The sequence below is a fragment of the Sphingopyxis sp. J-6 genome (assembly GCF_046603995.1).
Taxonomy (GTDB): domain Bacteria; phylum Pseudomonadota; class Alphaproteobacteria; order Sphingomonadales; family Sphingomonadaceae; genus Sphingopyxis.
The window spans coordinates 2,771,433-2,797,634 of sequence record NZ_CP145810.1; the positions used below are offsets into that span (position 1 = coordinate 2,771,433).

Annotated in this window: 25 protein-coding genes and 1 pseudogene; 15 read left to right on the forward strand and 11 right to left on the reverse strand. The window is 63.8% G+C overall.

All coding sequences use genetic code 11. The features are described from left to right. Window positions 1–155 precede the first annotated feature (155 nt). Window positions 156–881 (reverse strand): SDR family NAD(P)-dependent oxidoreductase, encoded by a 726-nt coding sequence (locus V6U71_RS13465; RefSeq protein WP_411338932.1) that lies wholly within the window; start codon window positions 879–881, stop codon window positions 156–158. A gap of 99 nt (window positions 882–980) precedes the next feature. Next, window positions 981–1,568 carry a PAS domain-containing protein gene (locus V6U71_RS13470; protein WP_411338933.1) on the reverse strand — a complete coding sequence of 196 codons (588 nt, stop codon included), beginning with the start codon at window positions 1,566–1,568 and terminating at the stop codon, window positions 981–983. Between the two features lie 202 nt (window positions 1,569–1,770). On the opposite strand from V6U71_RS13470, the gene V6U71_RS13475 reads away from it, so the two are divergent. The 3 genes from V6U71_RS13475 to V6U71_RS13485 all read left to right on the forward strand — a co-directional run bounded on the left by V6U71_RS13475 (window position 1,771) and on the right by V6U71_RS13485 (window position 5,906). After that, window positions 1,771–2,715, forward strand: a complete 945-nt coding sequence (locus tag V6U71_RS13475; protein WP_411338934.1) for an NAD(P)/FAD-dependent oxidoreductase — start codon at window positions 1,771–1,773, stop codon at window positions 2,713–2,715. Further along, complete coding sequence (locus V6U71_RS13480) at window positions 2,712–4,274, forward strand: phytoene desaturase (RefSeq protein ID WP_411338935.1); 1,563 nt, start codon at window positions 2,712–2,714, stop codon at window positions 4,272–4,274. The genes V6U71_RS13475 and V6U71_RS13480 overlap by 4 nt, the downstream gene beginning before the upstream one ends. A gap of 258 nt (window positions 4,275–4,532) precedes the next feature. Further along, the gene (locus V6U71_RS13485; protein ID WP_411338936.1) at window positions 4,533–5,906 is read left to right on the forward strand and encodes a cryptochrome/photolyase family protein; all 1,374 of its coding nucleotides are present in this window, start codon (window positions 4,533–4,535) and stop codon (window positions 5,904–5,906) included. 17 nt (window positions 5,907–5,923) lie between these two features. On the opposite strand, the gene V6U71_RS13490 is transcribed toward V6U71_RS13485, so the two are convergent. Together V6U71_RS13490 and V6U71_RS13495 are read right to left on the reverse strand one after the other, a co-directional pair. Further along, window positions 5,924–6,262, reverse strand: a complete 339-nt coding sequence (locus V6U71_RS13490) for a putative quinol monooxygenase (RefSeq protein ID WP_411338937.1) — start codon at window positions 6,260–6,262, stop codon at window positions 5,924–5,926. Further along, window positions 6,259–6,681, reverse strand: coding sequence for a nuclear transport factor 2 family protein (locus V6U71_RS13495; RefSeq protein WP_187140834.1), 423 nt, complete (start codon window positions 6,679–6,681; stop codon window positions 6,259–6,261). The genes V6U71_RS13490 and V6U71_RS13495 overlap by 4 nt, the downstream gene beginning before the upstream one ends. A 218-nt stretch (window positions 6,682–6,899) precedes the next feature. On the opposite strand from V6U71_RS13495, the gene V6U71_RS13500 reads away from it, so the two are divergent. Then, window positions 6,900–7,454 (forward strand): fasciclin domain-containing protein, encoded by a 555-nt coding sequence (locus tag V6U71_RS13500; protein WP_171013724.1) that lies wholly within the window; start codon window positions 6,900–6,902, stop codon window positions 7,452–7,454. A gap of 60 nt (window positions 7,455–7,514) precedes the next feature. Here the strand turns inward: V6U71_RS13500 and hemH are convergent, their stop codons facing one another. Further along, window positions 7,515–8,573, reverse strand: coding sequence for a ferrochelatase (hemH, locus tag V6U71_RS13505; RefSeq protein ID WP_411338938.1), 1,059 nt, complete (start codon window positions 8,571–8,573; stop codon window positions 7,515–7,517). Between the two features lie 113 nt (window positions 8,574–8,686). Between hemH and groEL the strand changes: the two are divergent. The 4 genes and pseudogenes from groEL to V6U71_RS13525 all read left to right on the forward strand — a co-directional run. Beyond that, a pseudogene (gene groEL / locus V6U71_RS13510) lies at window positions 8,687–8,851 on the forward strand (chaperonin GroEL); the annotation flags it as partial. Window positions 8,852–9,131: 280 nt separating this feature from the next. Continuing rightward, entirely contained in the window at window positions 9,132–9,731 is a 600-nt protein-coding gene (folE, locus tag V6U71_RS13515; RefSeq protein WP_136172900.1) for a GTP cyclohydrolase I FolE, read from the forward strand. 115 nt (window positions 9,732–9,846) lie between these two features. Further along, window positions 9,847–11,088, forward strand: coding sequence for a tryptophan synthase subunit beta (gene trpB, locus V6U71_RS13520; RefSeq protein WP_411338939.1), 1,242 nt, complete (start codon window positions 9,847–9,849; stop codon window positions 11,086–11,088). A gap of 76 nt (window positions 11,089–11,164) precedes the next feature. Then, window positions 11,165–11,512 carry a response regulator gene (locus V6U71_RS13525; RefSeq protein WP_083435721.1) on the forward strand — a complete coding sequence of 116 codons (348 nt, stop codon included), beginning with the start codon at window positions 11,165–11,167 and terminating at the stop codon, window positions 11,510–11,512. Between the two features lie 7 nt (window positions 11,513–11,519). Here V6U71_RS13525 and V6U71_RS13530 read toward each other — a convergent pair whose 3' ends face one another. Further along, the gene (locus V6U71_RS13530) at window positions 11,520–11,666 is read right to left on the reverse strand and encodes a DUF1993 family protein (protein WP_082545156.1); all 147 of its coding nucleotides are present in this window, start codon (window positions 11,664–11,666) and stop codon (window positions 11,520–11,522) included. Window positions 11,667–11,729: 63 nt separating this feature from the next. Between V6U71_RS13530 and V6U71_RS13535 the strand changes: the two genes are divergently transcribed. After that, complete coding sequence (locus V6U71_RS13535) at window positions 11,730–12,365, forward strand: hypothetical protein (RefSeq protein WP_411338940.1); 636 nt, start codon at window positions 11,730–11,732, stop codon at window positions 12,363–12,365. 30 nt (window positions 12,366–12,395) lie between these two features. Then, entirely contained in the window at window positions 12,396–12,836 is a 441-nt protein-coding gene (locus tag V6U71_RS13540; RefSeq protein ID WP_411338941.1) for a hypothetical protein, read from the forward strand. A 208-nt stretch (window positions 12,837–13,044) separates the two neighbouring features. Here V6U71_RS13540 and V6U71_RS13545 read toward each other — a convergent pair whose 3' ends face one another. The 4 genes from V6U71_RS13545 to V6U71_RS13560 all read right to left on the reverse strand — a co-directional run bounded on the left by V6U71_RS13545 (window position 13,045) and on the right by V6U71_RS13560 (window position 17,658). Beyond that, window positions 13,045–13,233, reverse strand: coding sequence for a hypothetical protein (locus V6U71_RS13545; RefSeq protein WP_411338942.1), 189 nt, complete (start codon window positions 13,231–13,233; stop codon window positions 13,045–13,047). A 484-nt stretch (window positions 13,234–13,717) separates the two neighbouring features. Beyond that, the gene (locus V6U71_RS13550) at window positions 13,718–14,380 is read right to left on the reverse strand and encodes a TetR/AcrR family transcriptional regulator (RefSeq protein ID WP_411338943.1); all 663 of its coding nucleotides are present in this window, start codon (window positions 14,378–14,380) and stop codon (window positions 13,718–13,720) included. 87 nt (window positions 14,381–14,467) lie between these two features. Next, complete coding sequence (locus tag V6U71_RS13555) at window positions 14,468–16,750, reverse strand: TonB-dependent receptor (RefSeq protein ID WP_411338944.1); 2,283 nt, start codon at window positions 16,748–16,750, stop codon at window positions 14,468–14,470. Between the two features lie 35 nt (window positions 16,751–16,785). Beyond that, the gene (locus V6U71_RS13560; RefSeq protein ID WP_411338945.1) at window positions 16,786–17,658 is read right to left on the reverse strand and encodes an alpha/beta hydrolase; all 873 of its coding nucleotides are present in this window, start codon (window positions 17,656–17,658) and stop codon (window positions 16,786–16,788) included. Window positions 17,659–17,966: 308 nt separating this feature from the next. Here V6U71_RS13560 and V6U71_RS13565 point away from each other — a divergent pair, with 308 nt between their 5' ends. The 5 genes from V6U71_RS13565 to V6U71_RS13585 all read left to right on the forward strand — a co-directional run bounded on the left by V6U71_RS13565 (window position 17,967) and on the right by V6U71_RS13585 (window position 24,684). Next, window positions 17,967–19,238, forward strand: coding sequence for an MFS transporter (locus tag V6U71_RS13565; RefSeq protein WP_411338946.1), 1,272 nt, complete (start codon window positions 17,967–17,969; stop codon window positions 19,236–19,238). Next, window positions 19,235–20,647: an amidase gene (locus V6U71_RS13570; protein WP_411338947.1), complete on the forward strand. Its 1,413-nt coding sequence runs from the start codon at window positions 19,235–19,237 to the stop codon at window positions 20,645–20,647. The genes V6U71_RS13565 and V6U71_RS13570 overlap by 4 nt, the downstream gene beginning before the upstream one ends. Next, window positions 20,611–22,131 (forward strand): AMP-binding protein, encoded by a 1,521-nt coding sequence (locus V6U71_RS13575; protein WP_411338948.1) that lies wholly within the window; start codon window positions 20,611–20,613, stop codon window positions 22,129–22,131. The genes V6U71_RS13570 and V6U71_RS13575 overlap by 37 nt, the downstream gene beginning before the upstream one ends. Window positions 22,132–22,520: 389 nt before the next feature. Next, entirely contained in the window at window positions 22,521–24,125 is a 1,605-nt protein-coding gene (locus tag V6U71_RS13580; RefSeq protein WP_411338949.1) for a hypothetical protein, read from the forward strand. Between the two features lie 136 nt (window positions 24,126–24,261). Further along, complete coding sequence (locus V6U71_RS13585; RefSeq protein ID WP_411338950.1) at window positions 24,262–24,684, forward strand: hypothetical protein; 423 nt, start codon at window positions 24,262–24,264, stop codon at window positions 24,682–24,684. Between the two features lie 200 nt (window positions 24,685–24,884). On the opposite strand, the gene hemN is transcribed toward V6U71_RS13585, so the two are convergent. Beyond that, on the reverse strand, window positions 24,885–26,180 hold the full coding sequence (gene hemN, locus V6U71_RS13590) for an oxygen-independent coproporphyrinogen III oxidase (protein ID WP_411338951.1): 1,296 nt from the start codon (window positions 26,178–26,180) through the stop codon (window positions 24,885–24,887). Between the last annotated feature and the right edge of the window lie 22 nt (window positions 26,181–26,202).

The following is a 26,202-nucleotide window of genomic DNA, read 5'->3' on the forward strand; positions in this document are numbered from 1 at the left end:
TTTTCCAGATATAGCGCGACGGCATTTCGCCGTCATCGAACGAACTGCGTTTCTGCGGCGCCGCTTGGCCGCTTGCCGTCGGTCTGCTTCTGGCACAATATTCGCTAAAGCGGACAGGCAAAGAGGCGGAGCCTCTTGAAGCGACTGCTAGCTCGTCAATACGGGATAGGCCTTCTATCCCAGCCGTAGAACCCGCCGCTATCCGTTGACGATAGCTGATCGATGACGCCCAGAATGTGCATCGCGCTATTATTCGCACTAAAGAGCGATGATTCAGCTACTCGCGCCTGAAACGGCTCCGAGAGCGGCGTGTCGACTGTTCCGGGGTGCAGTGCCGCGACTATCGCTTCCGGATTGCTGCGGCCGAGCTCTATCGCGAAGCATCGCACCAGAGCATTGAGCGCCGCCTTGGAAGCTCGGTAGCTGTGCCATCCGCCAAGTCTGTTATCCGCAATCGAACCTACGCGAGCAGAAAGAAATATCGCGACGGCTCGCTGCCGCCGGGCAAGCAAGGGAAGAAAATGCTTTGCGACGAGCGCGGGCCCGATGCTGTTCACAGCGAAGACCTCGGCCATCACCGATGCTTCAAGCTGCCGGAGGCTTTTTTCAGGACGGATGTCAGTCCTGCGATGCAGCAGGCCCGTCGCCACGATCAACAGGTCGAGAGCGCCATCTTGGGCAATCTGGCGACCTGCCTCGGCAAGCGTGTCGTCGTCCAGTATGTCGATCGTCAGCGTTGTCACATCGGGACGACGCGAAGCGTCGGGCCGCCTGGTCCCGGCATAGATGCGGTCAAATCGGCCCGATGCGACAAGTTGATCGACAAGCGCGGCGCCGATACCGCCGCCACTTCCGATCACCAAGGCGCGCTTGCCGTTCAAATGCCTCTCCTCACGGCCACAAAGCCGGTCCGGCTGCCTGAAGCTTAATCGGCGGCGGCGCGATATCCCATATGCCTCAAAGGGAAGCTGGAGCGGTCCCTAGAAGCCGGCCTCGACCGCGAGCCGGATCGCATCGGCCGTGGTCTCGACGCCGAGCGCGCGCAGCAGCGCAGCGCGGTGCATCTTGATCGTCCGCTCCGACAGCGACAGCGTGAAGGCAATCTGCTTGTTGAGCTGTCCGCTCGCCATCAGCTTCAACACCTCGCGCTGCCTCGGCGAGAGCGCCTCGATCTGGGCGCGCGCTCGCGTGCTCCGTCCTCCAACCGCCTCGCCGGTCTCGTCGACCTCGATTTGCGAGCCGAGAAAATATTCGAGAGTGCCGCCGGGGCCAAAGATTGGCGCGACCAGCACGGCATTGCGGAAGGGCGTTCCGTCCTTCCGGTAGTTGAGGATCTCGACGAGCGCCGGCCTCTGCTCCCGGATGGCGGCGCGCAAGGTCTCGGTCAGTTCGGGCTCGGTGCCCTGCCCGGCGAGAAAGCGGCAATTGCGTCCAAGAATTTCCTCCGGCCCATAGCCGGTGAGCGCCGAGAAGGCAGCATTGCACTCGACGATCGGATTGTCAGGCAGGCGCGGATCGCTGATCACCGCGGCGATCGGGCTGGCCGCGATCATTGTCTTCAATGACATAGTATCTGCCTGCTCTCCCCTGGGTGCCCCAAGGGACATGTTGCGACACTTCCCCTCGCTCATGCAAGCCTGCGTCGATGACAATTGCGACGAACCGGAAAAAATCACGCATGACGCCTCGCACGTCGACAGCGCGGACATCCCTGCAGGCGGAGGCCGGACATTGTCCGTGCCACTTCGGTGACCGCGAGGCCATGGTCTGATGCGGGTCGCGATCATCGGAGCCGGCATTGCGGGGCTCGCGTGCGCGCGGCGGCTGCGCGACGCCGGTCTGGAAGCCACGCTGTTCGACAAATCCCGCGGCATCGGCGGCCGCCTCGCGACCCGCCGCGCCAACCCGGGCAATCCGGAGGTCGCATTCGATCATGGCGCCACGCATTTCACGGCACGCTCGGAAGGCTTTACCAGGCTCGTAGCAGCGTGGGAGAAGGCAGGCGTCGCCGCGCGTTGGCCGGCCGCCGGCGCGGACAGCTGGGTTGGCACGCCGACCATGACCACGCCGCTCAAAGCTCTCGCGGACAATCTCGATGTCCGCCTGTCGCGACCGGTCACAGCCCTGACCAAATCGCGTGCCGGATGGACGCTCCACAGCGAGGCAAAACGGCTCGGCAAATATGATGCGGCAGTAATCGCCATTCCGGCAGAACAGGCGGCTCCGCTTCTGTCGCTGCATGATTTCGAGATGGCGCGCGCCGCAATGGCGGCGCGCTATAACCCATGCTGGACCGCGATGTTCGCCTTTGAGGAGCGGATCGAGGAGCTCCCCGATTTCCTCCGCGGCTCGGGTGCCCTCGTGACCGCCGCGCGCGACAGCGCGAAGCCCGGCCGCGCGCCGGGCGAGCGGTGGGTCGTGCAAGCCGACTGGACCTGGTCGCAGACGCACCTCGCCTCCGACAGCGCGAGCGTGGCGCCAGAGCTTCTCGCCGAGCTGGGAAAGGTCGCGGGCCGCGACCTGCCCGCCCCGAGCCATATCGCCGCCCATCGCTGGCTATTCTCGCAGCCCTCGGGACAGGATCTGAAGCTGCTCTGGAATCCTGCCATAGGCCTCGGCGCTTGCGGAGACTGGCTCTATCACGGCTTTGTAGAATATGCGTGGCTGTCGGGCCATGTTCTCGGCGCGGCGATTGCGGCAGAGGCGACGCGATGACCCGCGCGATCGTAATCGGAGCCGGCATCGGCGGCCTCGCGCTGGCCATCCGTCTCCAGTCGGCGGGCCTCGATACGCTGCTCGTCGAAGCGCGCGACCGGCCGGGCGGCCGCGCCTATGTCTTCGAGAAGGATGGTTTCACCTTCGATGCCGGGCCGACGGTGATCACCGACCCGGCCTGCCTCGCCGAGCTCTGGGAGCTGAGCGGCCAGCGGCTCGAGCGCGATGTCGACCTTGTCCCGGTCTCGCCCTTTTACCGGCTGAGCTGGCCCGACGGATCGACCTTCGATTATGGCAATGACAAGGGGGCGCTCGCCCGTCAGATCGCCGCGCTCGATCCCGCCGATGTGGCGGGATATGAGCGGTTCCTCGGCTATGCCGCCTCGGTTTACGAGGAAGGCTATGTGAAGCTCGGGGCGGTCCCCTTTCTCGATTTTCGCTCGATGCTGAAGGCGGCGCCCGCGCTCCTGCGGCACCGTGCCTGGCGTTCGGTCTATAACACCGTCGCGAGCTATGTGCGTAGCGAGAAGCTGCGCGAGGCGCTTTCCTTCCATACCCTGCTCGTTGGCGGCAACCCGATGGCGACTAGCAGCATCTATGCGCTCATCCACAAGCTCGAGCAGGATGGCGGTGTCTGGTATGCGCGCGGCGGCACCAACCAGCTCGTCGCCGGCATGGCCGCGCTGTTCGCGCGCCTCGGCGGCACGCTGAGGCTCGGCGATCCCGTAGCTCGCATCGAAACCGAAGGCGACCGCGTAACCGGCGTCGTGACGCGGAGCGGGTTTACCGCACGCGCAGATCTTGTCGTCTCGAACGCCGATCTCATGCACAGCTACCGCGACTTGCTCGCGCATCCGCGCGGCAAGGGAGAGGCGAAGCGCCTCGCGCGCAAGAGCTGGTCGCCTAGCCTCTTCGTCCTCCACCTGGGAGTTCGAGGCGCCTTCCCCGATATACCCCACCATATGATATTGTTCGGTCCGCGCTATCGCGGGCTTCTCGACGACATCTACCGGAACGGCACGCTCGCCGAGGATTTCTCGCTCTACCTTCATCACCCGAGCGCAAGTGATCCGGGCGTCGCGCCCGCAGGTCATAGTAGCTTCTACGCGCTCGCCCCGGTTCCCCATCGCGGCCACGCCCCGCTCGACTGGAAGGTCGAAGGGCCGAAATTGGCAAAGCGCATGATCGCCGAGATCGAACGGCGATTGATTCCTGACCTTGGCGAGCGGATCGTCACGCAAATCCAATATGCGCCGCCGGACTTCGAGCGGGATCTCGCCGCGCATCTCGGGAGCGCCTTCAGCCTGACGCCAACACTGCTGCAGAGCGCCTATTTTCGTGGGCACAACCGCGACGCGCGCATCGAGAACCTCTATTTTACCGGCGCGGGCACGCATCCCGGCGCTGGTATTCCGGGGGTCGTCGCGAGCGCGAAGGCGACGGCGAGCCTCATTCTCGGCGACTTCGGCATCAGAACTGCGGCAGCCCGCGATCCGGGCGCTCGCGACCGGATAGTCTCCGGGCCCAATGAAGCGGCAGGAGATGCCTCCTCCAGTTGATCGCACGGACGTTCCGATTCTGCCGGCGGCCAGCGCCTTGCGACCCACGCCTGGCCGCGGCGGGGGGCGGTGATTGCTCATCGCTGGGCGGTGCGACGCCACGTCGCACCGCCCAATCCCCGCATATACACGCCCGCCAATGCGGTTCTGTATGGCTTGAACTTCCCGAAAGGTCATCTTTTGCGGAGGTCGGAGCCTGCCAGATGAGGAACCCCGCGCTCGCCCGCACCATAGCCCACCAAAAAGGGAACCGCCGCCATGCCGCCCGCCATCTTGTGGCTCCGTCAGGACCTCCGCACCACCGACCATCCGGCGCTTCTCGCGGCGATCGCCGAAGGTCCGGTCATTCCGCTCTACATATTGGACGACGAGAGCCCCGAAACGCGCGCGATCGGCGGCGCGCAGCGCTGGTGGCTCCATCACAGCCTCGCCGCGCACGATGCGAGCCTTCGCAAACGCGGCAGCCGGCTCGTCCTGCGCCGCGGCCCTGCCGCCGAAATAGTCGAACGCGTCGCGGCGGAAGCCGGGAGCACAAGGGTTCACGCGACCCGCTGCTACGAGCCCTGGTGGCGGCGCTGCGAAAACGCGCTGGACGCCAGGCTTGCGCTGCGGCTCCATGACGGCAATTATCTTGCGCCGCCCGAGAGTATCATCAATGCGCAAGGCGCGCGCTACCGCGTCTTCACGCCATGGTATCGCGCGCTCCTGGGACGCATGCCGCCCGCCCTTCCCTATGCCGCGCCCGACCATATTCCGGCTCCCGACGTCTGGCCGACGTCGGACAATCTCGCCGATTGGGGTCTGACCCCGACCAGCCCCGACTGGGCCTCGGGATTTGACGACTGGCACCCGGGCGAGAAAGGTGCCTGGCGCGCGCTGCGCGACTGGCTGCCGCTTGCCGGCGACTACAAGGCCCGCCGCGACTTTCCTTCGCTCCCCGCGACATCGCGGCTGTCGCCGCATCTTCATTTCGGCGAGATCAGCCCCCGGTCGATCTGGCATGCGCTCGGCGAGCGCGACGATGCGGGCGCCGAGACCTTTCGGTCGGAGCTTGGCTGGCGCGAACATGGCATCAATCTCGTCGACCAGATGCCCGATTATGGCGATCGGAACGGGCGCCCCACCTTCGATGATTTCGGCTGGCGGAGCGGCCCCGGAGCCGACCGGGACTTCGCCGCCTGGACCCGGGGAAGGACCGGCTACCCGGTGGTCGACGCGGGCATGCGCGAGCTCTGGCGCACGGGCTGGATGCACAACCGCGTGCGGATGGTCACCGCCTCCTTCCTCGTCAAACATCTGCTGATCGACTGGCGCCGCGGTGAGCGCTGGTTCTGGGATACGCTGCTCGACGCCGATCTCGGGTCGAATGCAATGAACTGGCAATATGTCGCGGGCACCGGCGTCGACGCGCCGGTCTTCTCGCGCATCATGTCGCCGCTGCTCCAGAGCGAGCGGTTCGCGATGGGCGATTATGTCCGCACTTATGTTCCGGAGCTTTCGCATCTGTCGGACGCCGAGATCACCGCCGCCCATGGTCAGGATGCGCGGGTGCCCGCCTATCCCGCGCCGCTGATCGGTCATGAGGCGGCGAGGGCGCGGGCCCTCGCTGCTTGGGAAGCCCTGCGCAGCTAGCGAGCAGGCCCACCAAGCTAGTCGAAGGCGGCGCTTGCCACGCCGTGGCTGTTGTAAACATGGCCTTCGCGCGACACCGCGAATTTGCGGCTCGACGACGCGCGCACGCCAAATGCGCCTATATGCCCCAGCATTCCCCTGTATTGCGGCCCGGCGAGATGCGCTGCGAGCGCAGCTTCGCCGTCCCATTCCTCGAACACGTGGATGCGCGTCGCCACATGCGGATCGAGGGTCCAGGCGTAAGCGAGACAGCCCGGCTGGGCGAGCGCGCCTTCGATCCAGCCGCGCGCACCCGCCAGCGCCTCTCCGCGCGTCTCGGGATCGATATCGATGACCGCCTGGATCAGGATCTTCATGCCTGCACCTCGCTTGCTGAAAGCTGAGGCAACGGTCGAAACCGCCGCTCTGTAAACAGCCACCGACCATCAATTTGGCGGCAGACGTCGTCATAGATGCCAAGGGTCCGGTGAAGGGCGCCGTCGCGCAGGAAGATTTCCTCGGTGTAGGACCGCATGGCCGCGGTCTCGCCATGGACCTCGATCGAACCCGGCCAAGCGCGAAAGACGATGTCGGGAAAGGCGCGCATCGCCGCGCGCCAGGTGTCGACGATCTTCGCCTTGCCCTCGAAGATCCCGAACCCGGGAAGCGACCATCGGCCGCCTTCGTCCCAGGTCGCCGCCCAGGCTTCGCTGTCGGCACGGTTGACCGCGTCGGCGTAGGCATCGAGCAGGTCGCGAAGCGCCAGCCGGTCTTCGAACGATCCCTCAAACGGCATGGATGCCCCCTTCTTGCCCGGCTGCGTCGATCGCCAGCCTGCCGCCTATTTGCCTGCAGCCGATCGGAGGGAGAACTGCCGTTATCGCTAGCGGCGATGGGCCACCGAGTGCGGGCCGGATAACCCGCCCCAAAGGACAGGTCGCCGAGGCGGAGCGGCGCGCCTAATTCCGTACCTGTCCTATCCCCCCGGGACGAACATTCGAAAAGGAATGACCAATGGCTATTTCCCGTATCTCTCTTTCGCTCGCCGCAGCAGCGCTTGCGCTCGCGGGCGGCATCGCGGCCGCCAAGAACCCGATGGTCGGCGGCGCCGCGATGTACGAGACCAACACCATCGTCGAAAATGCCGCCAATTCGAAGGACCACACGACACTCGTCACGGCGGTCAAGGCCGCCGGCCTCGCCGAGACCCTTTCGGGGGCAGGCCCGTTCACGGTCTTTGCGCCCACCAACGCTGCCTTTGCCAAGCTTCCCGCCGGCACCGTCGACACGCTGCTCAAGCCCGAGAACAAGGCGATGCTGACGGGCATCCTTACCTATCATGTCGTGCCGGGCCGCCTGACCGCGACCGATATTGCCGCGCAGGCCAAAGCCAATGGCGGCAAGGCCATGCTTACCACGGTGCAGGGTGCCAAGCTCACCGTCTGGGAGAAGGATGGCAGCTGGTATGTGAGCGACGCCAAGGGTGGCACGGCGAAGATCGGCCCCGCCGACGTTCTTCAGTCGAACGGCGTGATCCACGTCATCGACGGCGTGCTGCTTCCCGCCTGACACGGTATCGGGGCCGCGCGACACTTGTTGGCGCAGCGCGGCCCCGATAATCAAAAGCCCTCAAAGCCAACCGGAAAGTTCGCTCCTTATCAGCGCGGCGAGCATATCCATCCCGACATCGCTGTCATTCAGACAGGGCACATAAGCGAAATGGCGTCCGCCGGCGGCAAGGAACTGCTCGCGGCCGCGGATGGCGATTTCCTCAAGGGTCTCGAGGCAATCTGCAGCGAACCCCGGCGCGATCACGACCACCGACCGGCCTTCTCGCCCGAGCGTTTCGAGCGTCATGTCGGTTGCCGGTGTCAGCCACTTGGCCTTGCCGAAGCGCGACTGAAAGCTCGGAACGACACTCTTCCCCAAGACCTCGCCCAACCGACGCGCGGTCTTGAGGCACATGCAGTGATAGGGATCGCCAAGATGCAGAGTGCGCTCGGGCATGCCGTGGAAGCTCGCGACGATCGTGTCGGGTACAAAGGCGAGGCCGCCGATCGCACGTCCGAGCGACGACGCCAGCGCCTCGACATGGCGATCGTCATCATAATAAGGAGGAAGGATGCGCAGCGCCGGCTGCCAGCGCAGGCGCGCCATATGCGCCTGGACCGCATCACCAACGCTTGCGGTCGTCGCGGTGCAATATTGAGGATAAAGAGGCGCAACGAGAATGCGGCGACATCCTGCCGCAAGAAGCGCGTCGATGCCGTCCGAGATCGAGCCGCTGCCATAGCGCATCGCATGCGCGACCACCGCATCACCTCCCAGCGAAGCCTGAAGCGCCCTTGCCTGGCGGCGGGTGATCGCCGCGAGCGGCGAGCCCTCTGACGTCCAGATTTCGCGGTAGGCACGCGCGGACTTTCGCGGCCGAACGGCAAGGACGATCCCGCGCAGGATCGGCTGCCAGACCAGCGAGGGCAGTTCGACAACGCGCCGGTCGGAAAGAAATTCCGCGAGATAGCGCCGCACCGCACTGCTGGTCGGCGCGTCGGGCGTGCCGAGGTTTACGAGAAGCACGCCGATGCGGTCGACCGGCCCGGCGGGGTGACCTGTTGGCAATCCGGCGGGATCCGCTTCTTCGTAACGGTCGCCGATTCTGGCCGTTAGCAGAGGCCCTTCGTCATTCATTGCAATCTCCGCGGACAGGACGCCTTGCGGCGACCGTGCCGCGCGATGTTGACCCCATGTCTCCGACTTGTCCCGCGCCGCCAAGCTGCACCAAGGGGCAGACTGGATGCGAGTATCAGGACCTCGTCAAGGCCGGCGTGATCGATCCCGCCAAGGTCGTTCGCACCGCGCTGCAGGATGCCGCGTCGGTCGCGTCGCTGCTGATCACCACCGAGGCGCTCGTCGCCGAACTGCCGAAGGAGGAGAAGGCTGCGCCGATGCCGGCGATGGCCTTCTGACAGGCCGGGGGCGGCGGGGCCACCGCCGCCCCCGCATTTCCGTACCGCCCTATTCACCAGCCGCCGCGCACCGCGCCACGCCTCGTCAAGCTAGCGGAGGGCATTTCTGCGTTCCGGGGCTCACCCGAGGTCCGTGCGCGAAACGGGCTTCGAACCGGCGATCTGCCCCAAGGGACATGTTGCGACGCCATGCTGCGCTCGGGCATGCGCCGATCCGGCGGTCCACCTCCCTCTCCTCCCCTCCCGGAACGCCAACCCTTCGCCGTCAGGAGGCCAGACCATGCTTCACGTGCCCCCTTCCAGCCCCACCGTTGACGGCGCGATACCCCCCGAGGTTCTCGCTTCGGTGGAGACGCTGCTGCGCTGGGTCGGCGAAGATCCTCATCGCGAAGGCCTGCTCGACACACCGAAGCGCGTCGCGCGTGCCTGGAAGGATTATTGCCAGGGGTATGACGAGGATCCGGCGGTGCATCTCTCGCGCACCTTCGAAGAGGTCGGCGGCTATGACGAGATCGTCTTGCTGCGCGACATCCCGTTCCAGTCGCATTGCGAGCATCATATGGCGCCGATCACCGGAAAGGCGTCGATCGCCTACCTCCCCCGCGACCGCGTCGTCGGCATCTCCAAGCTCGCGCGCGTGCTGAACGGCTATGCGCGCCGGCTGCAGGTGCAGGAGCGGCTGACCGCCGAGGTCGCCAGATGCATCTGGGACAATCTCCGTCCGCACGGCGTCGCCGTGGTGATCGACGCCCAGCATGGCTGCATGACCGGGCGCGGCGTGCGCACGCCCGGCGTCGGCATGATCACGAGCCGGCTCCTCGGCTGCTTCCTCGACGACCAGCGGAGCCGCAAGGAAGTGCTCGCACTGATGGGCTATTGATGCGCCGGTCGAGAATCCGGACCGGTCTCGCGAGCGTTACCCGCCCCCATGAGGCGCTCGCCAGAATTCTGTGCGGCGCCGCCTCGCGCGGGTCTCCTGCCGGGATTGCACCGACATGACGCGGTCTCCACAACCATCCGACGATCTTGGTCATGTTCCGAACAGCTTGCGTGGGCAGCCGGATGAAGCGGGTCATTTCGGGAAATTCGGGGGCCGCTTCGTCCCCGAAACGCTCATGCCCCTCATCCTCGATCTGGAGCGCGAATATCGAGCCGCAAAGCGCGACCCGGCCTTCCAGGCCGAGTTCGACGACCTGCTCGAACATTATGTCGGCCGTCCCAGTCCGCTATACTTCGCGCCGCGCTTGACGTCCGCGCTCGGCGGCGCTCAGATCTGGTTCAAGCGCGACGAACTCAATCACACCGGCGCCCACAAGGTCAACAATTGCGTCGGCCAGATCCTGCTGGCGATCCGGATGGGCAAGACCCGCATCATCGCGGAAACGGGCGCGGGCCAGCACGGGGTGGCTACTGCAACCGTCTGCGCGCGCTTTGGCCTGCCCTGCGTCGTCTATATGGGCGCCGCCGATATCGCGCGCCAGGCGCCCAATGTCTTCCGCATGAAGCTGCTGGGCGCCGAAGTCGTGCCCGTCACGGCCGGCGCCGCGACCCTCAAGGACGCGATGAACGAGGCGCTGCGCGACTGGGTCGCCCATGTCGAGGACACCTTCTACATCATCGGCACCGCAGCCGGTCCCCACCCCTATCCGGAGCTTGTGCGCGATTTCCAGAGCGTGATCGGCAGGGAAGCGCGGGCGCAGATGCTGGCCCGTACCGGCCGCCTGCCCGATCTCCTGGTCGCCGCGATCGGCGGCGGATCGAATGCGATCGGTCTCTTTCACCCGTTCCTCGACGACCCGATGGTGAAGATGCTCGGCGTCGAGGCGGCCGGGCATGGCCTCGACGAGGCGCACGCCGCGTCACTGGCCGGCGGGCGTCCCGGCATTCTTCACGGCAACAAGACCTATCTGCTGCAGGATGACGACGGGCAGATCGTCGAAGGCCATTCGATCAGCGCTGGCCTCGATTATCCCGGCATCGGCCCCGAGCATGCATGGCTCAAGGACATCGGACGGGTGGACTATACCTCCGCGACCGACGCCGAAGCGCTGGACGCCTTTCAGCTACTTTGCAGCACAGAGGGTATCATCCCGGCGCTTGAGCCCAGTCACGCCGTCGCCGCGGTTGTCAGGATCGCGCCGGCGATGCCGAAAGATAGTATCATCATCGTCAACATGTGCGGACGCGGGGACAAGGACATATTCTCCGTGGCCCAGCATCTTGGCGTGGAACTTTGAGCGCGACGAAAGGTAGGGGCACGGGACGTGTGATCGAAGACACTGGCGCTACAGATTTCGGATCTATGAGGGACGGATGATGATAAGGGTGCTTCTTGTTGAAGACGATCCGCTGGTGGCGATGATGCTCGAGGGGTATCTCGACGTGCTTGAACACGAGATCGTGGCGGCCGCAGCGACCGTCGCGGAGGCGCTGGATCTCGTCGCGAAGCGAGATTTCGACCTCGCAATATTGGATGTTCACCTTGCCGATGGCAAAACGAGCGAGGCGGTCGCTGCCGCGTTGAGCGATGCCGGGAAGGCTTTCATAGCGACGAGCGGAGATGCGACGATCATGGCGGCTGAATTTGATGGCCGGCCAGTTCTTCGCAAACCTTTCAGGATTGCCGAGCTCGAACGGGCAATCGCCGCTATAACGGGGTAGCCCGCGGTCACAGGCCGGAGCCTGCTCGACGGTCGTATTCGGGCGCGACTTGGTGACGGGCCATGTGCGGCATGAAATCCATCTTGCCGATGGCAAGACCTGCGTTGCGCAGCGGCGCGTAAGCCATCGTCGCATGAAAGTAGAAATTTGGCATGATCCAGTCGCGGACTCAAAGCCGCGATTGCAGCCGCAGCATTCTCCTGGCAGATTGTCGTCCATGGGGTCGTTTCGTAGTTTTTTGATCATCCTTTGGCTGGCGCTGGCCGCCTACACCGCTGTAGTTATTTCCCGCCACGGCCTTGGATTGTTACCGATCTTTTTCGGAGACGTGGCGAAGCTGGGATGGCCCGGGCAGTTCAACCTCGATTTTCTCTGCTTTCTCGTCCTCTCTGCGCTTTGGACGGCTTGGCGGAATGGATTCAGTGCGATCGCCCTGCTCCTCGCGCTCATCGCCTTTTTCGGAGGCGCGGGTTTCCTGCTTCCCTACCTCGTCTTTCTAACAGTTCAGGAACGAGGAAACATGCCCCGGGTGCTGATCGGCGCGCGAACCCGAAAAGAGATGAGCCTTACAGCGGACGATGAGCGCGACGGCATTTCGCCGTCATCGAACGAACTGCGCTTCTCGCGGCGCCGCTTGGCCGGTTGCCGACTGTCCGCTTTTGGATCGCGCAGCGAGAGAGCTGCCCTTTACCTATCGCGCTGCGGAGGCCGCAGCGATTTACAAGTTCGTGAGAACTTCGTGATAGCGAGGGAGACAATCGTAACGCGGGACATACTCATGCTACCCAATCTCCAAAGAAATACTTATCGGCTTGCCGGCCGACATTGTGGACGATCTCAATATCATGGCTGACGGCCCGGTCCTTGTCGCACAGGCAACTCTATGACCGTGCCGCCCTTTCATTTCGGGAGGAAGAGAGCTCCTCGGGAAGATGTCGGCGAACGCATATCCCAAGTCGCTGGGCCACGAAACTCCGCTGCGGATTGGGACGAGTTTAAGGCATTTGCGGTTCAAGCCCTCCGGCCCGATCATTTACTCGCAAGCTTGCGCGAACATCGTTCTCGTCGGCCGGACTATGGATACTGCAATATCGCCTTTCGCCGCTTTTCCATCCGGGAGGCAGAGGAGATGGGGTTGGACGAGCTGATTGAGCAAGCCGATTCCGATAGCGACATTTCCTCCGCTCTGTCGCGGTTACGCGCATACGGATTTGAGGTTCGGATTGCCAGTTATGACGAGCCGGGTGGTAGAGACCTTCAGATCGGCATCAAACAGGATGACGAGGCGGAACTAGCGATGCGCATCACCGAGCGTCTCGAATGAGAGTATTTGCAGGACGCCTCGAGGCCATAGTTTTCAGAAGGCAAAAGTAGGTGAGCGACGACGTCACCTATAAGCAAGGGTCCTTCAATCGGCTGCGCTTCTAGAAGCTCTATTTGGTATCGCCTACCCGCAAATCTTGTAAATATTTAGCGCCACGCCAAGCAGCGAGTGCTGGAGCCGTCGACCGTGTCCTCGCGATATCGGCTCCCTATTGATCGCCCTCGGTCAGGCGGAGGAAGAGCCCGTAGCCGATACAGGATAATGCAATCACAAACAGCCCGATCGACTGAGCCATGGGGTATTGAATTCTTGTCGGCCAGCCAAACAAGGCTACGAACAAACCCTGCGCGGCGAGAAGACCCACGCCACCCAAAAGATATTTGCTGCTTTCGCTCATAGTCTTGCCTTGCAAAGAGCGGTCCTGAGCCAACTCTGGCACGCCACCCCGTATCGACTGGAATCGTTAAATTCTTAGTTAGTTCGGGCGCGCTGTCGCATTCTCCGGGGATTGGCTCGATGCGTACGGTTACCGTCAGGCCGGAAGGAAGTTCATGGGGAAGCCTGCCAGCGCTCGGCCGCTTTCAGGTACAGGCGAAGAGAGGCGGGAACGGCTGACATCACAGCCGCGCTGCTATTGGAGCCGCTCTTCAGCCCAACCTGGCCGATAGCGGCCAGGCCGCTTTCGGGCGTAGACCTCAGGAATCAGACGTTCGCGAAAATTTGCTTGCCGATGAGCGGCGTGCGACCGACTGCGGACGTTAACAGTCAACAGATGCGAACAACGGCTGCGACGAAGACGTCGCGACAATTCATATTGACGACGCGGCCGCCAATCGTCCTTGGTATGGAACGCATGACTTCCGTAGGTCATTCCGCCGAAGTCATTCTCCCGCACCGAAAATCAGATCGAGCATTTGATTCTTCCAGATCCGCACTGCGCGCTCGATGAACGCAGCATCCGGATTCCGGATGTGTTCCACGGTCAGCCCGCGGGTGACAGCGTTGTTGAGCAGCTGCACGCTCAGATTATTCTCATTTTCGGCAATTCCCGCTGCGTGCAGGATGGAGTAGGCCCACAAACGGACGCGCCTGTCGAAGCGGCGGGTGCTGGGCCCCACCTCGCGATCGAGGTCCGGATCATTGCGGCGCGCGAGATGAATTTCGAGAACCGCCGCCATCTCGGGTCGGCTGATCATCTCGAAATTCGCGTCGATCAGATTTTCCATCGACTCCCGCGGCGTGCGTCCGCGCCGAATGGCTTCGCGATAGACGCGAACCCGATAGGCCGAGAATTCGGCCGCGACAGCTGCCATGAGCTTCGCCTTGGTCGGGAATTGATGCTGGATCGCGCCGAGGCTCATGCCGGCGGCGTCGCGGATCGCGTGCATCGTCGCCCCAGAATAGCCTTGCGCGCATAAGACATCGCGCGCCGCCGCGATCACCTTGGCGCGGGTTGCCGCGCTGCGGTCGGCTTGGCTGCGCCGCGGTTTCCGTACAAGGTTCGGCACGCGGGAAATGTCGGTAACGATATCGGCCTCGTTCATGAGCGGGGTTTCCACGGAGCCATAGGAAAATTCAACCCTGACGATGGAACGGAGCGGGGGCGCCCCGTCCTTCGGACAAGCCTGTCGTCAGAAGTTCGAACTGAATCGAACACCGAAGGTCCGCGGCTGCTGGACGATAGCATTGCCCGTTCCCCCCGCCCCATCGCCGCTGAGGTAATAATAGAGCCCGCGTGCATTCCCGACGTTCGTGACATAAAGGTCGAGCCGGTGCTGGCCGAGCTCGACCCCGCCTTGCAGGTTCACCGTGCTGTAGCTCGGAAGCCGTTGATGGCCGGTCTGCGGCGCCGCGAGCCCGCCGACGACAAAGTCCGAATTGCGCGATCCGACATAGGTCCAGTCCGCCCCCACGAACATCGTCGCGTTTCCGCCGAGCGGCACGCGATAGTCGAAGCCCGCCGTGTTCGTGAAGGTGGGCACATAGGGCAGGCGATCGCCCCGAAGGCCGCCAATGCTCGGGACGGCTGCCCGCAGATTGGTATCGGTGTAGGCGCCGTTGACGAAGAACGACAGCTGCCGCGATGCCGCCAGCCGCAGCGCATATTCGACACCGCGGCTGCGCGCCTTGCCGCCATTGTCAGTGAAATTGTTGGGGACGCCCGTATCGGGATCGACCACCGACGTCGGGATCTGGATATTCGTCCAGTCAACGGTAAATACCGAGATGTCGAAGCTCAGGCGGCGATCGAACAATTCGCCTTTCGCGCCCAGTTCGTAATTCACGGTCGTGTCGGCGCCGTAGCTGGTCCGGTACCCCGGCGGCGGCGCCGCCGGCACGAGGTTGGGACCACCCGGCCGATACCCCGTCGCCACCCGCGCATAGAGCGTCACCCGCTCGGCCGGGTGCCAGCTGATCGCGCCGGACCACGTGACTTTTCCTTCTTTGGTTTTCGACGCCGGATCGGTGACATCGACGAAGGATTGCGAAACGAAGCCCGCGAAGCGCGTCGTTTGCGATCGTTGCCGGTTGCGCGAATATCGGGCGCCGCCCGTGACCTCGACAGTGGGTAGCACATGCCAAGTCAGCTGCGCGAAGCCGGCGACCTCACGATATCGGGCGGGGACAAACAAGCCGCCGCCTGGCACCGGAAGCGTCAGAATCTCCGGCGGCGTTGTCACGCTGGTCACGTCGAAGAACTGGGTGATCGAGCTCTTTTCATGGGTATAGAAAAGGCCGACGAGATAATCGATCGGTCCGGAGTCCGGCGCTGACGCGAGGCGGATCTCCTGGTTGATGCGGCGTACCGTGGTGAAATCGTTGCTCCGGATATCGACCGGTTGCCCATAAGCCCCGCCAAGCACGTCGCCGAAGGTCACACCCGGCGCCGCATTATAATGGGTTAGGACCTTCCGGCGCTGAAAATTCATCTTGGCCAGGCTGGTGATGCTCGTGATCGACGCGAAGCCGGCATCATAGCTCAGGGTCGCACTATACACTTGCGACTTGCGGTTTATCGGTTCGCCCAGGCGAAGATTGCGTTGCAGTTCGCCCCCATTGGCGATCGAGGTGGCATGGGCCGGCGGCGCAGCAGGCGTCAGCGCGGCGCCGACCACGTCGATGCTGACGGGCGCATCGCGATCGTCGCGCTGCCAGATGCCGCTCAGCCGGACACTGAAGTCAGGCGTGGCCTGCCACAAGAGGGCGCCGCGGACGCCATAGCGTTCACCCCTGTTGACGTTTCGCTTATTGCCCAGCGGATTGTCGATATAGCCCGGAAGACGCTCGTAGAGCCCCGAGATGCGGATCGCCACGCTGTCCTGAATAACCGGCAGGTTGAGCGCCGCGCGGACGCTTCCTCCCGTTTCACCGTCGTCAACGTGATTGAGTTCCAGCTGCGCCGATCCCTCGACACGGGATAGATTGGGCGCCTTCGTCACATATTTCACCAGCCCCCCGAGCGCCGAGGCGCCATATAGCGTTCCCTGTGGGCCGCGCAGCACCTCGATCCGTTCGAGGTCATAGGTGTCGAAATTGGGCGTCGTGCTTTGCTGGTACGATGATGAGGAGGTGAGCGGCACATCGTCGACGAGGATCGCGGTCGTGGCGCCTTGGCCACTCGCGTTGAGCCCGCGAACGGTAAGCTGCGGGCCGGCCAAACCCTCGCTGAACGAGATCCCCGGCGTGAAGGCCGCGAACTGTTCGATTCGAGTGAGGTTGCGCTGCGTCAGCGCATCTCCGCTCACGGCCGTGACCGCGGACGGAACGTCGATCAGCCGCTGCTCGCGCTTTTGCGCGGTCACGACGATCTCGTCGGGCGCGGCCGGGTCGGCGTCCTGTGCCCAAGTCGCCGATGGTGTTGCGATGACGGCGACCAGAGCGGTGCCGGCAAATATCCCGTTCGAACGTCGCATATCGTTTCTCCCAGTTGGCCTGTTTTGGATTTGCTTCACGCCCCGCGGCCCAGCGCAAATCGCATGCCGTGAAGGATAGCGGCCGGCGCGACCGAGACGTGATCGTCCTCGGCAAAGGCGACATGGCGCAGGTTCGAGACGCCGGAATCGCGCAGCGCGCCAGCGAAATCCTTTGCGCCGTCGACCATGCGCGCGGCACGCACCTGCGCCTGCGCTTCCTCCAGCGTCAGGCCCATCCCGTCGGGCACGCTCGTCGGCGGGTCCTGCTCTTTGGCCCCGACATCGACGAACACGCGCGGCTGCTGCGGCAGCGCAGCGAGCCGCTTCTTGAATGCAGGAAGTCTCTGAAGGATTGAAAAGCCGTCCCACCAGAGCGACGGACTGCTGATAATGAAAGACGCAAAGCTGTCGGGCTGGGTCAACAGGGCATTGGCGGCAAAAAGGCCCCCGAGCGAATGACCGAAAAGGATCGGCGCGCCGCCGACCGTCAGCGGATAGCGCGCTGCGATCTCGGGCCGCAGCGTCTCTATCAGGAAGGCCAGGAATGTGTCGGCACCACCGCTGCTTTCGCCGCCGATCGCCGTGCCGAACGCCCCAAGATCGTCGAGCGCCTCGGCTCCGATCGGCGGTGCGAGATCCGCCGTGCGAAGCCTCATGAAATCGGCGAACGCCGCATCATAACCGATCCCGACGACATAGTGCGCAGGAAACTCCTCCACCGTGGAGACCGCCCGACCAATCTCAGCCGCCATGCCGAACAGGATGTCGCCGTCGACGACATAGAGCACCGGCATAGGCGCATCGGGCGTCTCGACCGCTGGGACCGCAACGCTGATCTGGAGCAGTCCCTCGCGATAAGGATGAGCGAGCGTGAATTGCTCGACCGAAGCGCGGACGGAAAATTGCATCGCGTTACTCCTGCCCAAACGACCGCTCGAGACCTGCGCACCAATCGTGATTTTTCAGAAATGCCCAGCCTCTGATGCCCGACTCATCACATCATTTTACAATAAGGTCAACTTATTTGTTGTGCCGCACTGATGATCGGTATAGATCGCTGCATGACAACCGCGGGAGAAGGGACATGACGAGCAGGACGGGCCTGACCGCAGAAAGGCCTTCTCCGCCAGCGATCCGGCGCGCGGCGGCCGAGTCCGCCGCCCGGCCAGCCTCGGATGGGGTTGGGGCGCTGGCCTGGTATGGTCTCGCCGTTCTCTTGACGGCCAATTTCTATGGCCTCGTCGTCCGCCAGATGCTCAACCTGATCGCGCCCGGCCTCCAGAGTTCGTTCGGCTTCTCCGACCTCCAGCTCGGAATGCTCCAGGGGCTCGGTATGGCGGTCTTCGCCTGTATCGCAAGCTATCCGATGGGCTGGCTCGCCGATCGCTACGGCCGCCGCCTGCTGCTCGCGATCGGGATCGGCATATGGTCGCTATCGACCATCCTATACGCATTCCAGGACGGCTTCGGCGGCCTGTTCGCGGGGACGGTCGGCATAGCGATCGGAGAGGCCGGGCTGATCCCAATCATTTATGCGATGATCCCCGACCTGTTCCCCGAACATAGGCGCAACACGGCCAATCTGATCTTTTATGGCGGATCGCTGTTTGGCGCCGGGATCGGCATGGCGCTCGGCGGGGCGATGCTCGAATGGTTGGCTGCATCGCCTGGCAGTCTGCCCGACTGGCTCGCAGGCGTCGATATATGGCGCATCGCGATGGTGATGATCGCTCTGCCCGGCCCGGTCTTCCTCCTGCTCATTGCAACGATGCCGCTTGCTGGGCACGGGTCGCCCGTTCATGCGGCGCAAGCGGCCGCCCCGGACAAGGCGCCGGGCTTTGTCTCTTATGCGCAAGCGCATTGGCGCACGCTCGCCTGCGTCTGCGGTTCGATATTTGCCATGGCGGTGGCGATGACTTCGGCGCTCATCTGGTTTCCCGTCGCTTTGCCGCGCGCCTTCGGTATCGACCCGGCGACCGTTGGCGTCGGCCTTGGTACAGCGGTCACCGCCGCGACGCTGATCGGCGTGTCCCTTCCCGGCATCGCGCTGAAGTTCGGACGGCGCGGCGGGCTAACGCCGATCAAGGCGACGAGTTTCTTTCTCTGGCTGACACCGTTACCCGCCTTGTTCCTGCCCTTCGTCACATCACCCTTCCAAGCCTATACGGTCGCCGCTCTGCAGGGCGCGATGGGCGTCGCGGGCTCGGCGCTTATGCCGGGGATATTCCAAGACCTCGCGCCGTCCGCTCTGCGGGCGCGCGTCATGACCCTGCTGGGCATCGCCAATGCGCTGGCCTTCGCGGCGTCACCGCTCGCAGTCGGCATGATTTCGAATTTTATGACCGGGCCGCGTGGCATGCTTTATTCGATAGCGATCGTCAGCATACCTTCGCTCGTTGCCGCCGCCGTCCTGATGTCGCTCGCCCAGCGCCCCTATGCCGCCACGGTCCGCGCCGTGCGATCCCCGTTTCCAGGAGAAGAAGTATGACCGCCCCCATTACGACCGACCGCCCCGACGATATGACGAGCATGCGTGAAGCGGTCGAGGGCGGGCAAACGACTTCGGCGGCGTTGGTCGAACGCGCGATCGAACGCGCCGAGGCGGTCAATTCGCAGCTCAATTTCATCACATGGCCCTGCTTCGACCGCGCCCGCGCGCAGTCGGCCGAACCGCGCTCGGGGCCGCTGGCTGGCCTTCCGACCCTGATCAAGGATTCGATCCTGGAGAAGGGCACCCGGTCGAGCTTCGGCGCGGTTGTGCTACGCGACTACATCCCCGCCGAAGATGGCCCTTACGCCCGTGCAATAAACAGCGCAGGCCTGGTCTCCATCGCCCGCACGGCGATGCCCGAGCTCGGGCTCAACGTGGTAACCGAATCGCCGCTGGTGGGCGTGACCCGCAATCCGTGGAACCTCGACCATACGCCCGGCGGTTCGTCAGGCGGCGGCGCGGCGGCCGTGGCGGCCGGCGTCGTACCGGTCGCCCATGCCAGCGACGGGCTCGGGTCGATCCGTCATGGCGCGGCGCCGTGCGGCCTCGTTGGTCTCAAGCCCTCGCGCGGACGCAATATCGGTGACGAGGCGATGCGCTCGATCGCCGACCTGAACGTCGATGGCTGTGTTAGCCGCACGGTGCGCGACACCGCCGCCTGGCTCTCGGCAACCCAGACGCGCGCGCCTGACGCCTCCTTCGCGCCGGTGCCGCTCGTAACCGCGCCGATCGACAGCAAGCTCCGCATCCATGCCTATAGCCGGGTTATGCGTAGCGGCTCGGATCCGGACGCGAGCGTCGTGCGGGTCTTTTCGGACACGATCGATCTGCTCGGCCGCCTCGGCCACGGCGTCGGTGACGGTCGGCTGCCGTTCGACGCGCGCGCCGCGATCTCTGCGCTCAGCGACATAACCGAAGGCAGGTTTTCACGGCGCCTGGGGGCGGTCGCCGAACTTCTCGGTGTGAACATCACTCCGAATGATCTCGAATATCGCTCGCAGACGATCGTTGAACAGGGGAACCGGATTTCGGACGAGCAATATGACGCGGCCTGGGCGCTGATGGAGAGAAACGCCGCGTCCTATCTCGCGATGCTGGACAACATCGATATCTGGATGACCCCCACCTTCAGCACCGAAACCATCCGCACCGGCGTCTTCGGACCCGACACCGCATGGCTCGACACACGCGATCATCTGCTCGACTATGCCGGCTATTGCTGGATCGATAATTTTGCCGGCTCGCCGTCGATCAGCCTGCCGATGGGGTTCAGCGACAATGGATTGCCCGTCGGCGTCCAGTTCGCAACCCGGCCCGGCGGCGAGGCGCTCCTGCTCGCGCTCGCATACCAACTGGAAAATGCCGTTGCATGGTGGCGTCATACCCCGCCGATCTGGGTCGGCTAGTGATGATGGACGAGAGCTTCGGAGCCGTGTTGAAGCGCCACGCGGAGGAAACGCCGCATGCCGACGCCGTGCGCTATGACGAAAGCAGCCTGACATGGCGCGAGCTTGACGCACGCTCCGACGACCGCGCGGCACAGTTGCTCGCCGCGGGCGTCGTCCGCGACGATATGGTCGCGATCGCCCTTGCCAACGGCACCACGCATCATGAGTGGACGTTCGGCGCGTGGAAGGCGGGCGCCACGCCCTGTATCCTTCCCTATCGGCTCCCGGCGCATGAACTGGCTGAAATCGTTGCACTCGCGGCGCCCCGTGTCGTTGTCGGATCGCCGGGCCTTCCACAGATGGTCGCCAAGCATATTGCCCCTGACTCAGCATTGCCGTCCGGAAATGAGTCGGTTTTGCGCGCTCCCGCGTCGGCTTGGAAAGCCGTCGCCAGTGGCGGATCGACCGGGCGGCCAAAGCTGATCGTCGATCACGGGCCCGCCAGCCTTACCGCCAATATCGACCAGCTGATCGAATTCGTCTGCATGCCGCGCAGCGGCACGATCCTCAATCCGGGCCCGCTCTATCACAACGCGCCCTTTCTCTTCTCGAACCTCGCTCTTGTCGCGGGGAGCCGCGTGGTCGGAATGGCGCGGTTCGATCCCGAAAAATGGCTGCAACTCGTCGAGCGCGAACGGGTCGAATGGTGTTTCCTGGTGCCGACAATGATGCACCGCATCTGGTCGCTCGCACAGGAGATCCGCGAGGCTTATGACCTGTCATCGCTGAAGTGCATCGTCCACATGGCGGCCGCCTGTCCGGTATGGCTCAAACATGCATGGATCGACTGGCTCGGCCCCGAACGTATCCTCGAAGGCTATGCCGGGACCGAAACACCTGGAACCATGATTACGGGAACCGAATGGCTGCGCAAGCCGGGCTCCGTCGGCCGCGTCGCCCCCGACACGATCACCATCCGAGGCGCCGATGGCGAACCCTGCGCTCCCTGCGAAATCGGCGAGATATTCTTTCCCGCCGCGTCCGCCGACCGCTTTCACTACATCGGCGCGGCACCCCGCCTCGACGATGTGGGACGAATGTCGCTTGGCGATATGGGCTATGTCGACGTCGATGATTATCTGTTCCTCGCCGACCGGCGCACCGACATGATTATCCGCGGCGGCGCCAACATCTACCCGGCCGAGGTCGAGGCGGCAATCGACGAACATCCTGCGGTTGCGAGCGCCGTCGTCATCGGGCTGCCGTGCGAAGAGTTTGGACACCGCGTTCACGCGATCCTCGAAGTCCAGCCCGGTGCTGCGCTCGAAATCGCAAACCTGTCGGCATTCATCGCGGAGCGGCTCGCCCCCTACAAGCGGCCCGAGAGTTATGAAGTGGTGGAGACCCCGCTGCGCGACGATGCCGGCAAAGTGCGACGCGGCGCTTTGCGCGACCAAAGGCTTGCTTGGATAGCTGAAGGAACGCCTCTCCAAGAGTGGTGACCAACCAAACCGCGCAGGGGGACGTTGATAAGTCACGCAGTATGGCCGGTTGCAGACTGTCCGCAATTGGGTGTCAAACAAGGAGAGCGGACGTTCAACGAAGAACCGGAGAGCTCGCTCAACGGGATAGCGAGATTTACTGGCTAAACTTTGATGTTTTCCGTCAGGGTCAGCGCATCTTCAACGTCGACGACGGGGTAAACGCCCTTACATAAGTCATCTCGCGGACAGGTCGAGCGCTTCTCGCGCGCGCTGCGAATGTCGCTTGATCGGCAACGTGACAATCAGAACGTCTCAAGCTATCGGCGTCTTGGGTCGCGCCGCTTTTCTTCTCTCGCCGAGGCGACACGATGCGCATACCTGTTTTATCCCGACTATCCACTTTGCTGATGCTGGCACTTGGCGCGGGTGCAGACGCGCAGGCCCAAGCCGGTCTCGAAATCTGGACCTGCACCGCGGTCGCAGAAGGCGCCCATTGCATTGAAAGGCTGGACGCCGCCGATCTTGCCGTCGCGGTTCAGTCGTCAGCGCGCGATTTGCGCAAGCTCAAGGCCTACAGCGCGGAGGAATGGCGCAAACAGCAGCGCGGCGCGCAGGGCAAAGGCCCGATGGGTCAGTATAAGCTCGGGATTGCCGACGCATCCGGAGCGGTCGTCTTGTCCCCGCTCTACAATCATGTCGCGATCGTCGATGACAATACCGCCTACGCCGTGCTGCTGACGATGAATGGCAAGGCTGCGCGGTACGACAATCTGATGATCGACCTCACGACCGGAGTATCTCGGCCTGCCGACCCCGGTCTCCCCACCTTCTTCCGTCCTCAAACCTATTTGACCGCGTCGGGCCATCGCTATGTCGTGGGTTACAATGACAGACATTCCGAGGCCGCCGTGCCGTTCAACCACCAGCGTTTCCGGGCGTGGGACGGCAACAGGTTTCGGGTTCTCGGTGATGTCAGCCTCGAAGGCGGGGGCTCGAGCGGCCCCAACCTCCTGCGATTGTACGGCGAAGTGCTGGTGCTCCGACAGACGTCGTTGAGCCACATCACCCCTGTGCGCATCTTCGACCGATCGCTCACCGAACTTCACAAGGACCGCGACCTTGTCATCGCACGTGACGACAAATGGCGGCTCACGACCCTCGCCGCAGTGGAACCGATCGATGGCAACCGGGTCTACCGTCCGCTCACAGCGAACGGTGAGTTGGAGACGCGGCCCGATGGTTGGATCGGGTTCGTGGCCAGCCACCCCGATCCGCAGTGGGAATTGTACGACGGGAATTTGCGCGTCAGCGTTTATCGGACGCCGCGCGGGATCCGCTACCGTTACGCTGGCGGCGAATATGTGTCGCTCGTCACCGATCCAGCGCTGATACCGGCTTTCTTCGGCAATTTCCGCGGTCGCACCGGGCGCCAGACGGTATTGGGACGGCTCGAGACCGGGCAATGGACCGCAGTCGAAGATCCGGCGCGCCAGACCTATGCGAGCGTCGCCGACGCCGTCGCCGACCTGCCGCGCCGCAACAGTAACATCGGTGCCGCCGCCTACGCAGCCGCTCAGGCCGCGCGAAGCAAAGGCGACCGAGGCCAGCTAATCGCGGATTTCCAGGCCCATCTCGACACGCCTGCCTATTCACCCGACGGCACGAGCCTGATCGCCAAGGCACGCAGGCTCGGCGGAGACTATCTTCTGACCTATGCGCGGCGCTTTCCGCTGGAACCGCAGGACCTCGCCGTTCTGTGCACCGGTGGCCGGAATGCAATGATTTGCGACAGTCAGCGCTCGCGTCTCGCTGCGCTCGATGCCGCCAAGGCCGCGCGCGCCGAGCGTGGCGCCGAAGCCGCTGCATTCGCGAATGCCATGGCGGCAGCGGCCAGCCGCCCGAGTGATCCGGCGCTTGTCACGGTCCGCACCTATGACAGCAAAGGCAATTACCTCGGCGATCGCCTGATGACCCCGTCTCAGGCCCAGACGATCGGCGCCAGAGCCTATTGAGGGCAAAGCATATCTACAATGCACCCGCACATCAGGAAGACAGCCGGTACCGAGGTAAGGTTTTAAGGATCGAACGGCTTGAACCGCACCCAGTCCAACGGTCGAATATCGATGAGCAAGCAAAGGGAGACCGACGATGGCAAAAGGAAACTATCTTATCACGGGTGCCGCCATGGCGGCAGTGGTCGTCATGACATCGGCGGATGCGAAGTCTCCTCCACCACCGGCTGAAGTGGCTTCCCGTTGGGAAAGCTATTTTGCTGACAGCAGCTATAGCTATTATCGCGACCCGGCGATCGTCCGCGACGGAACGAACGCAAGTTTGTGGAAGGTATCCGTGCCGACGCCGTCCATGAGCAAACTCGGCGTTCCCACGAGCTATGAACGGGTGACCTATGATTGCGTGGGCAAGCGCAAGAAGATCATGGAGATAAAACGCTTCAAGGCGGATGGATCGACCCAGCCGCCGCCTGAAAAGGATGTCAAACTGGACAGCTGGTTTCCGACGCTGAGCGCGTCGGATACATTGCTTCTACGCGAAGTTTGTTCATCGATTTGATGGTCGCGCAACGTCGTCGCAGAATCGCCAATGACCGCGACTAGGTAGAAGCCGCGACTTCGTCGTCGCATGCAAGCCACCGCTATCGATCTGCGACAATTGAGCTCGCCCAATGCGCGGGGGCGCTGATCAAGGTTGGCCGGTTGTGGACTGGCAGCTTTGAGCCAGAGGGCGGGAAAAGCAGACGGAGCCTCGACGAACTAGATCGAGCCCCTCACGCTGTCGAATTGCGCCGCGATATGCCGCGCATAGGGCAGGCCGTCGTCGCGGATCACCAGGTCGTCCGCGTCCCATTCGATGACGCCGCGACGTTCATATTCGGCGAGGACGCTTCGTACGTGCATCCTGCCCTCCGTTCCGACGCGCGTCCGTCCACGGCATAAAAGGTCGCGGATACTCCTGCCCCGCATCTGCTGCGCACCGTCGATCGATACGCCGCGGACCGCGCTCAGCCGCCCTTCGCCGACCATGTCGCGATAGGGACCCGCGCGCTTCTCGTTCTGGACGATCAGCTCGGGAAACCGGCTGATCGCGCTCGCGCCGAAGCCGAGGAGGACCGGCGCGTCGTCGTCGGTAAACCCCTGGAAATTGCGGCTGACGCGCCCCGCCTTTACGGCGCCAGCCAAAGGATCGTCGGGCCTTGCGAAATGGTCGAAACCGACGGGAATATAGCCGGCTTCGGTCAACCGGCGATATCCCAGTTCGGCCTGTTCGAACCGAAGCCGCTGATCGGGAAGTCCGCTGGCGTCGATTCGCCGCTGACGCGGGATCATGTCGGGCAGATGCGCATAGCCGAACAGCGCGATCCGGCTCGGTGCAAGGCGGATCGTTTCATCGAGCGTGGCGTCGAGGTCGGCGAGCGACTGGCCGGGCAGTCCGTACATCAGGTCGAAATTGATCGCATCGATATCGCGCAGGCGCAGCGCCGCGACAACGCGTTCGATATGCGACAGCGGCTGGATGCGGCCGATCGCCTGCTGGACGTGCGGAGCAAAGGTCTGGACGCCGAGGCTGACGCGCGTGACGTGCGCCGCCGCGAGCACCAGAGCCCATTCGGCCGAAAAGCCGCGCGGGTCGAGTTCGATCGACACCTCGGGACGATGCGCGTCGAAGACGGTGAGGATGCGGTCGAGCAGCCGCACCAGTTCCACCGGCGCGATCGCATTCGGGCTCCCGCCGCCAAAGGCGATGCGCTGCACCCGCCCGCGCCCGCCAAGCCGCTTTGCGACGAGCGCGATTTCGGCGCGCAGCGCGACCAGATAGTCCGCCAGCCTCTGCTTGCGCCCGGCCGCCCCCGTGTTGCAGCCACAATACCAGCAGATCTGCTCGCAAAAGGGGATGTGGACATAGAGCGAGATCGGCGTCGCAGCCTCGATCGCGTCGAGCGCACGCGCATAATCGTCAGTGCCGACAGCGTCGGTAAACTCCATCGCGGTGGGATAGCTGGTGTAACGCGGCACCGGCTTGGCGAGCAGATCGGGATGATAGGACCACATGCAAGCCTCTTACCCCCGCGCC

What these genes read in the sequence shown, in the direction of transcription:
- V6U71_RS13470 (WP_411338933.1), bottom strand. Translation starts at nt 1,568, where the DNA reads ATGTCATTGAAGACAATGATCGCGGCCAGCCCGATCGCCGCGGTGATC.
- V6U71_RS13475 (WP_411338934.1), top strand. Translation starts at nt 1,771, where the DNA reads ATGCGGGTCGCGATCATCGGAGCCGGCATTGCGGGGCTCGCGTGCGCG.
- V6U71_RS13480 (WP_411338935.1), top strand. Translation starts at nt 2,712, where the DNA reads ATGACCCGCGCGATCGTAATCGGAGCCGGCATCGGCGGCCTCGCGCTG.
- V6U71_RS13485 (WP_411338936.1), top strand. Translation starts at nt 4,533, where the DNA reads ATGCCGCCCGCCATCTTGTGGCTCCGTCAGGACCTCCGCACCACCGAC.
- V6U71_RS13490 (WP_411338937.1), bottom strand. Translation starts at nt 6,262, where the DNA reads ATGAAGATCCTGATCCAGGCGGTCATCGATATCGATCCCGAGACGCGC.
- V6U71_RS13495 (WP_187140834.1), bottom strand. Translation starts at nt 6,681, where the DNA reads ATGCCGTTTGAGGGATCGTTCGAAGACCGGCTGGCGCTTCGCGACCTG.
- V6U71_RS13500 (WP_171013724.1), top strand. Translation starts at nt 6,900, where the DNA reads ATGGCTATTTCCCGTATCTCTCTTTCGCTCGCCGCAGCAGCGCTTGCG.
- hemH (WP_411338938.1), bottom strand. Translation starts at nt 8,573, where the DNA reads ATGAATGACGAAGGGCCTCTGCTAACGGCCAGAATCGGCGACCGTTAC.
- folE (WP_136172900.1), top strand. Translation starts at nt 9,132, where the DNA reads ATGCTTCACGTGCCCCCTTCCAGCCCCACCGTTGACGGCGCGATACCC.
- trpB (WP_411338939.1), top strand. Translation starts at nt 9,847, where the DNA reads ATGACGCGGTCTCCACAACCATCCGACGATCTTGGTCATGTTCCGAAC.
- V6U71_RS13525 (WP_083435721.1), top strand. Translation starts at nt 11,165, where the DNA reads ATGATGATAAGGGTGCTTCTTGTTGAAGACGATCCGCTGGTGGCGATG.
- V6U71_RS13530 (WP_082545156.1), bottom strand. Translation starts at nt 11,666, where the DNA reads ATGCCAAATTTCTACTTTCATGCGACGATGGCTTACGCGCCGCTGCGC.
- V6U71_RS13535 (WP_411338940.1), top strand. Translation starts at nt 11,730, where the DNA reads ATGGGGTCGTTTCGTAGTTTTTTGATCATCCTTTGGCTGGCGCTGGCC.
- V6U71_RS13540 (WP_411338941.1), top strand. Translation starts at nt 12,396, where the DNA reads ATGACCGTGCCGCCCTTTCATTTCGGGAGGAAGAGAGCTCCTCGGGAA.
- V6U71_RS13545 (WP_411338942.1), bottom strand. Translation starts at nt 13,233, where the DNA reads ATGAGCGAAAGCAGCAAATATCTTTTGGGTGGCGTGGGTCTTCTCGCC.
- V6U71_RS13550 (WP_411338943.1), bottom strand. Translation starts at nt 14,380, where the DNA reads ATGAACGAGGCCGATATCGTTACCGACATTTCCCGCGTGCCGAACCTT.
- V6U71_RS13555 (WP_411338944.1), bottom strand. Translation starts at nt 16,750, where the DNA reads ATGCGACGTTCGAACGGGATATTTGCCGGCACCGCTCTGGTCGCCGTC.
- V6U71_RS13560 (WP_411338945.1), bottom strand. Translation starts at nt 17,658, where the DNA reads ATGCAATTTTCCGTCCGCGCTTCGGTCGAGCAATTCACGCTCGCTCAT.
- V6U71_RS13570 (WP_411338947.1), top strand. Translation starts at nt 19,235, where the DNA reads ATGACCGCCCCCATTACGACCGACCGCCCCGACGATATGACGAGCATG.
- V6U71_RS13575 (WP_411338948.1), top strand. Translation starts at nt 20,611, where the DNA reads ATGGTGGCGTCATACCCCGCCGATCTGGGTCGGCTAGTGATGATGGAC.
- V6U71_RS13580 (WP_411338949.1), top strand. Translation starts at nt 22,521, where the DNA reads ATGCTGGCACTTGGCGCGGGTGCAGACGCGCAGGCCCAAGCCGGTCTC.
- V6U71_RS13585 (WP_411338950.1), top strand. Translation starts at nt 24,262, where the DNA reads ATGGCAAAAGGAAACTATCTTATCACGGGTGCCGCCATGGCGGCAGTG.
- hemN (WP_411338951.1), bottom strand. Translation starts at nt 26,180, where the DNA reads ATGTGGTCCTATCATCCCGATCTGCTCGCCAAGCCGGTGCCGCGTTAC.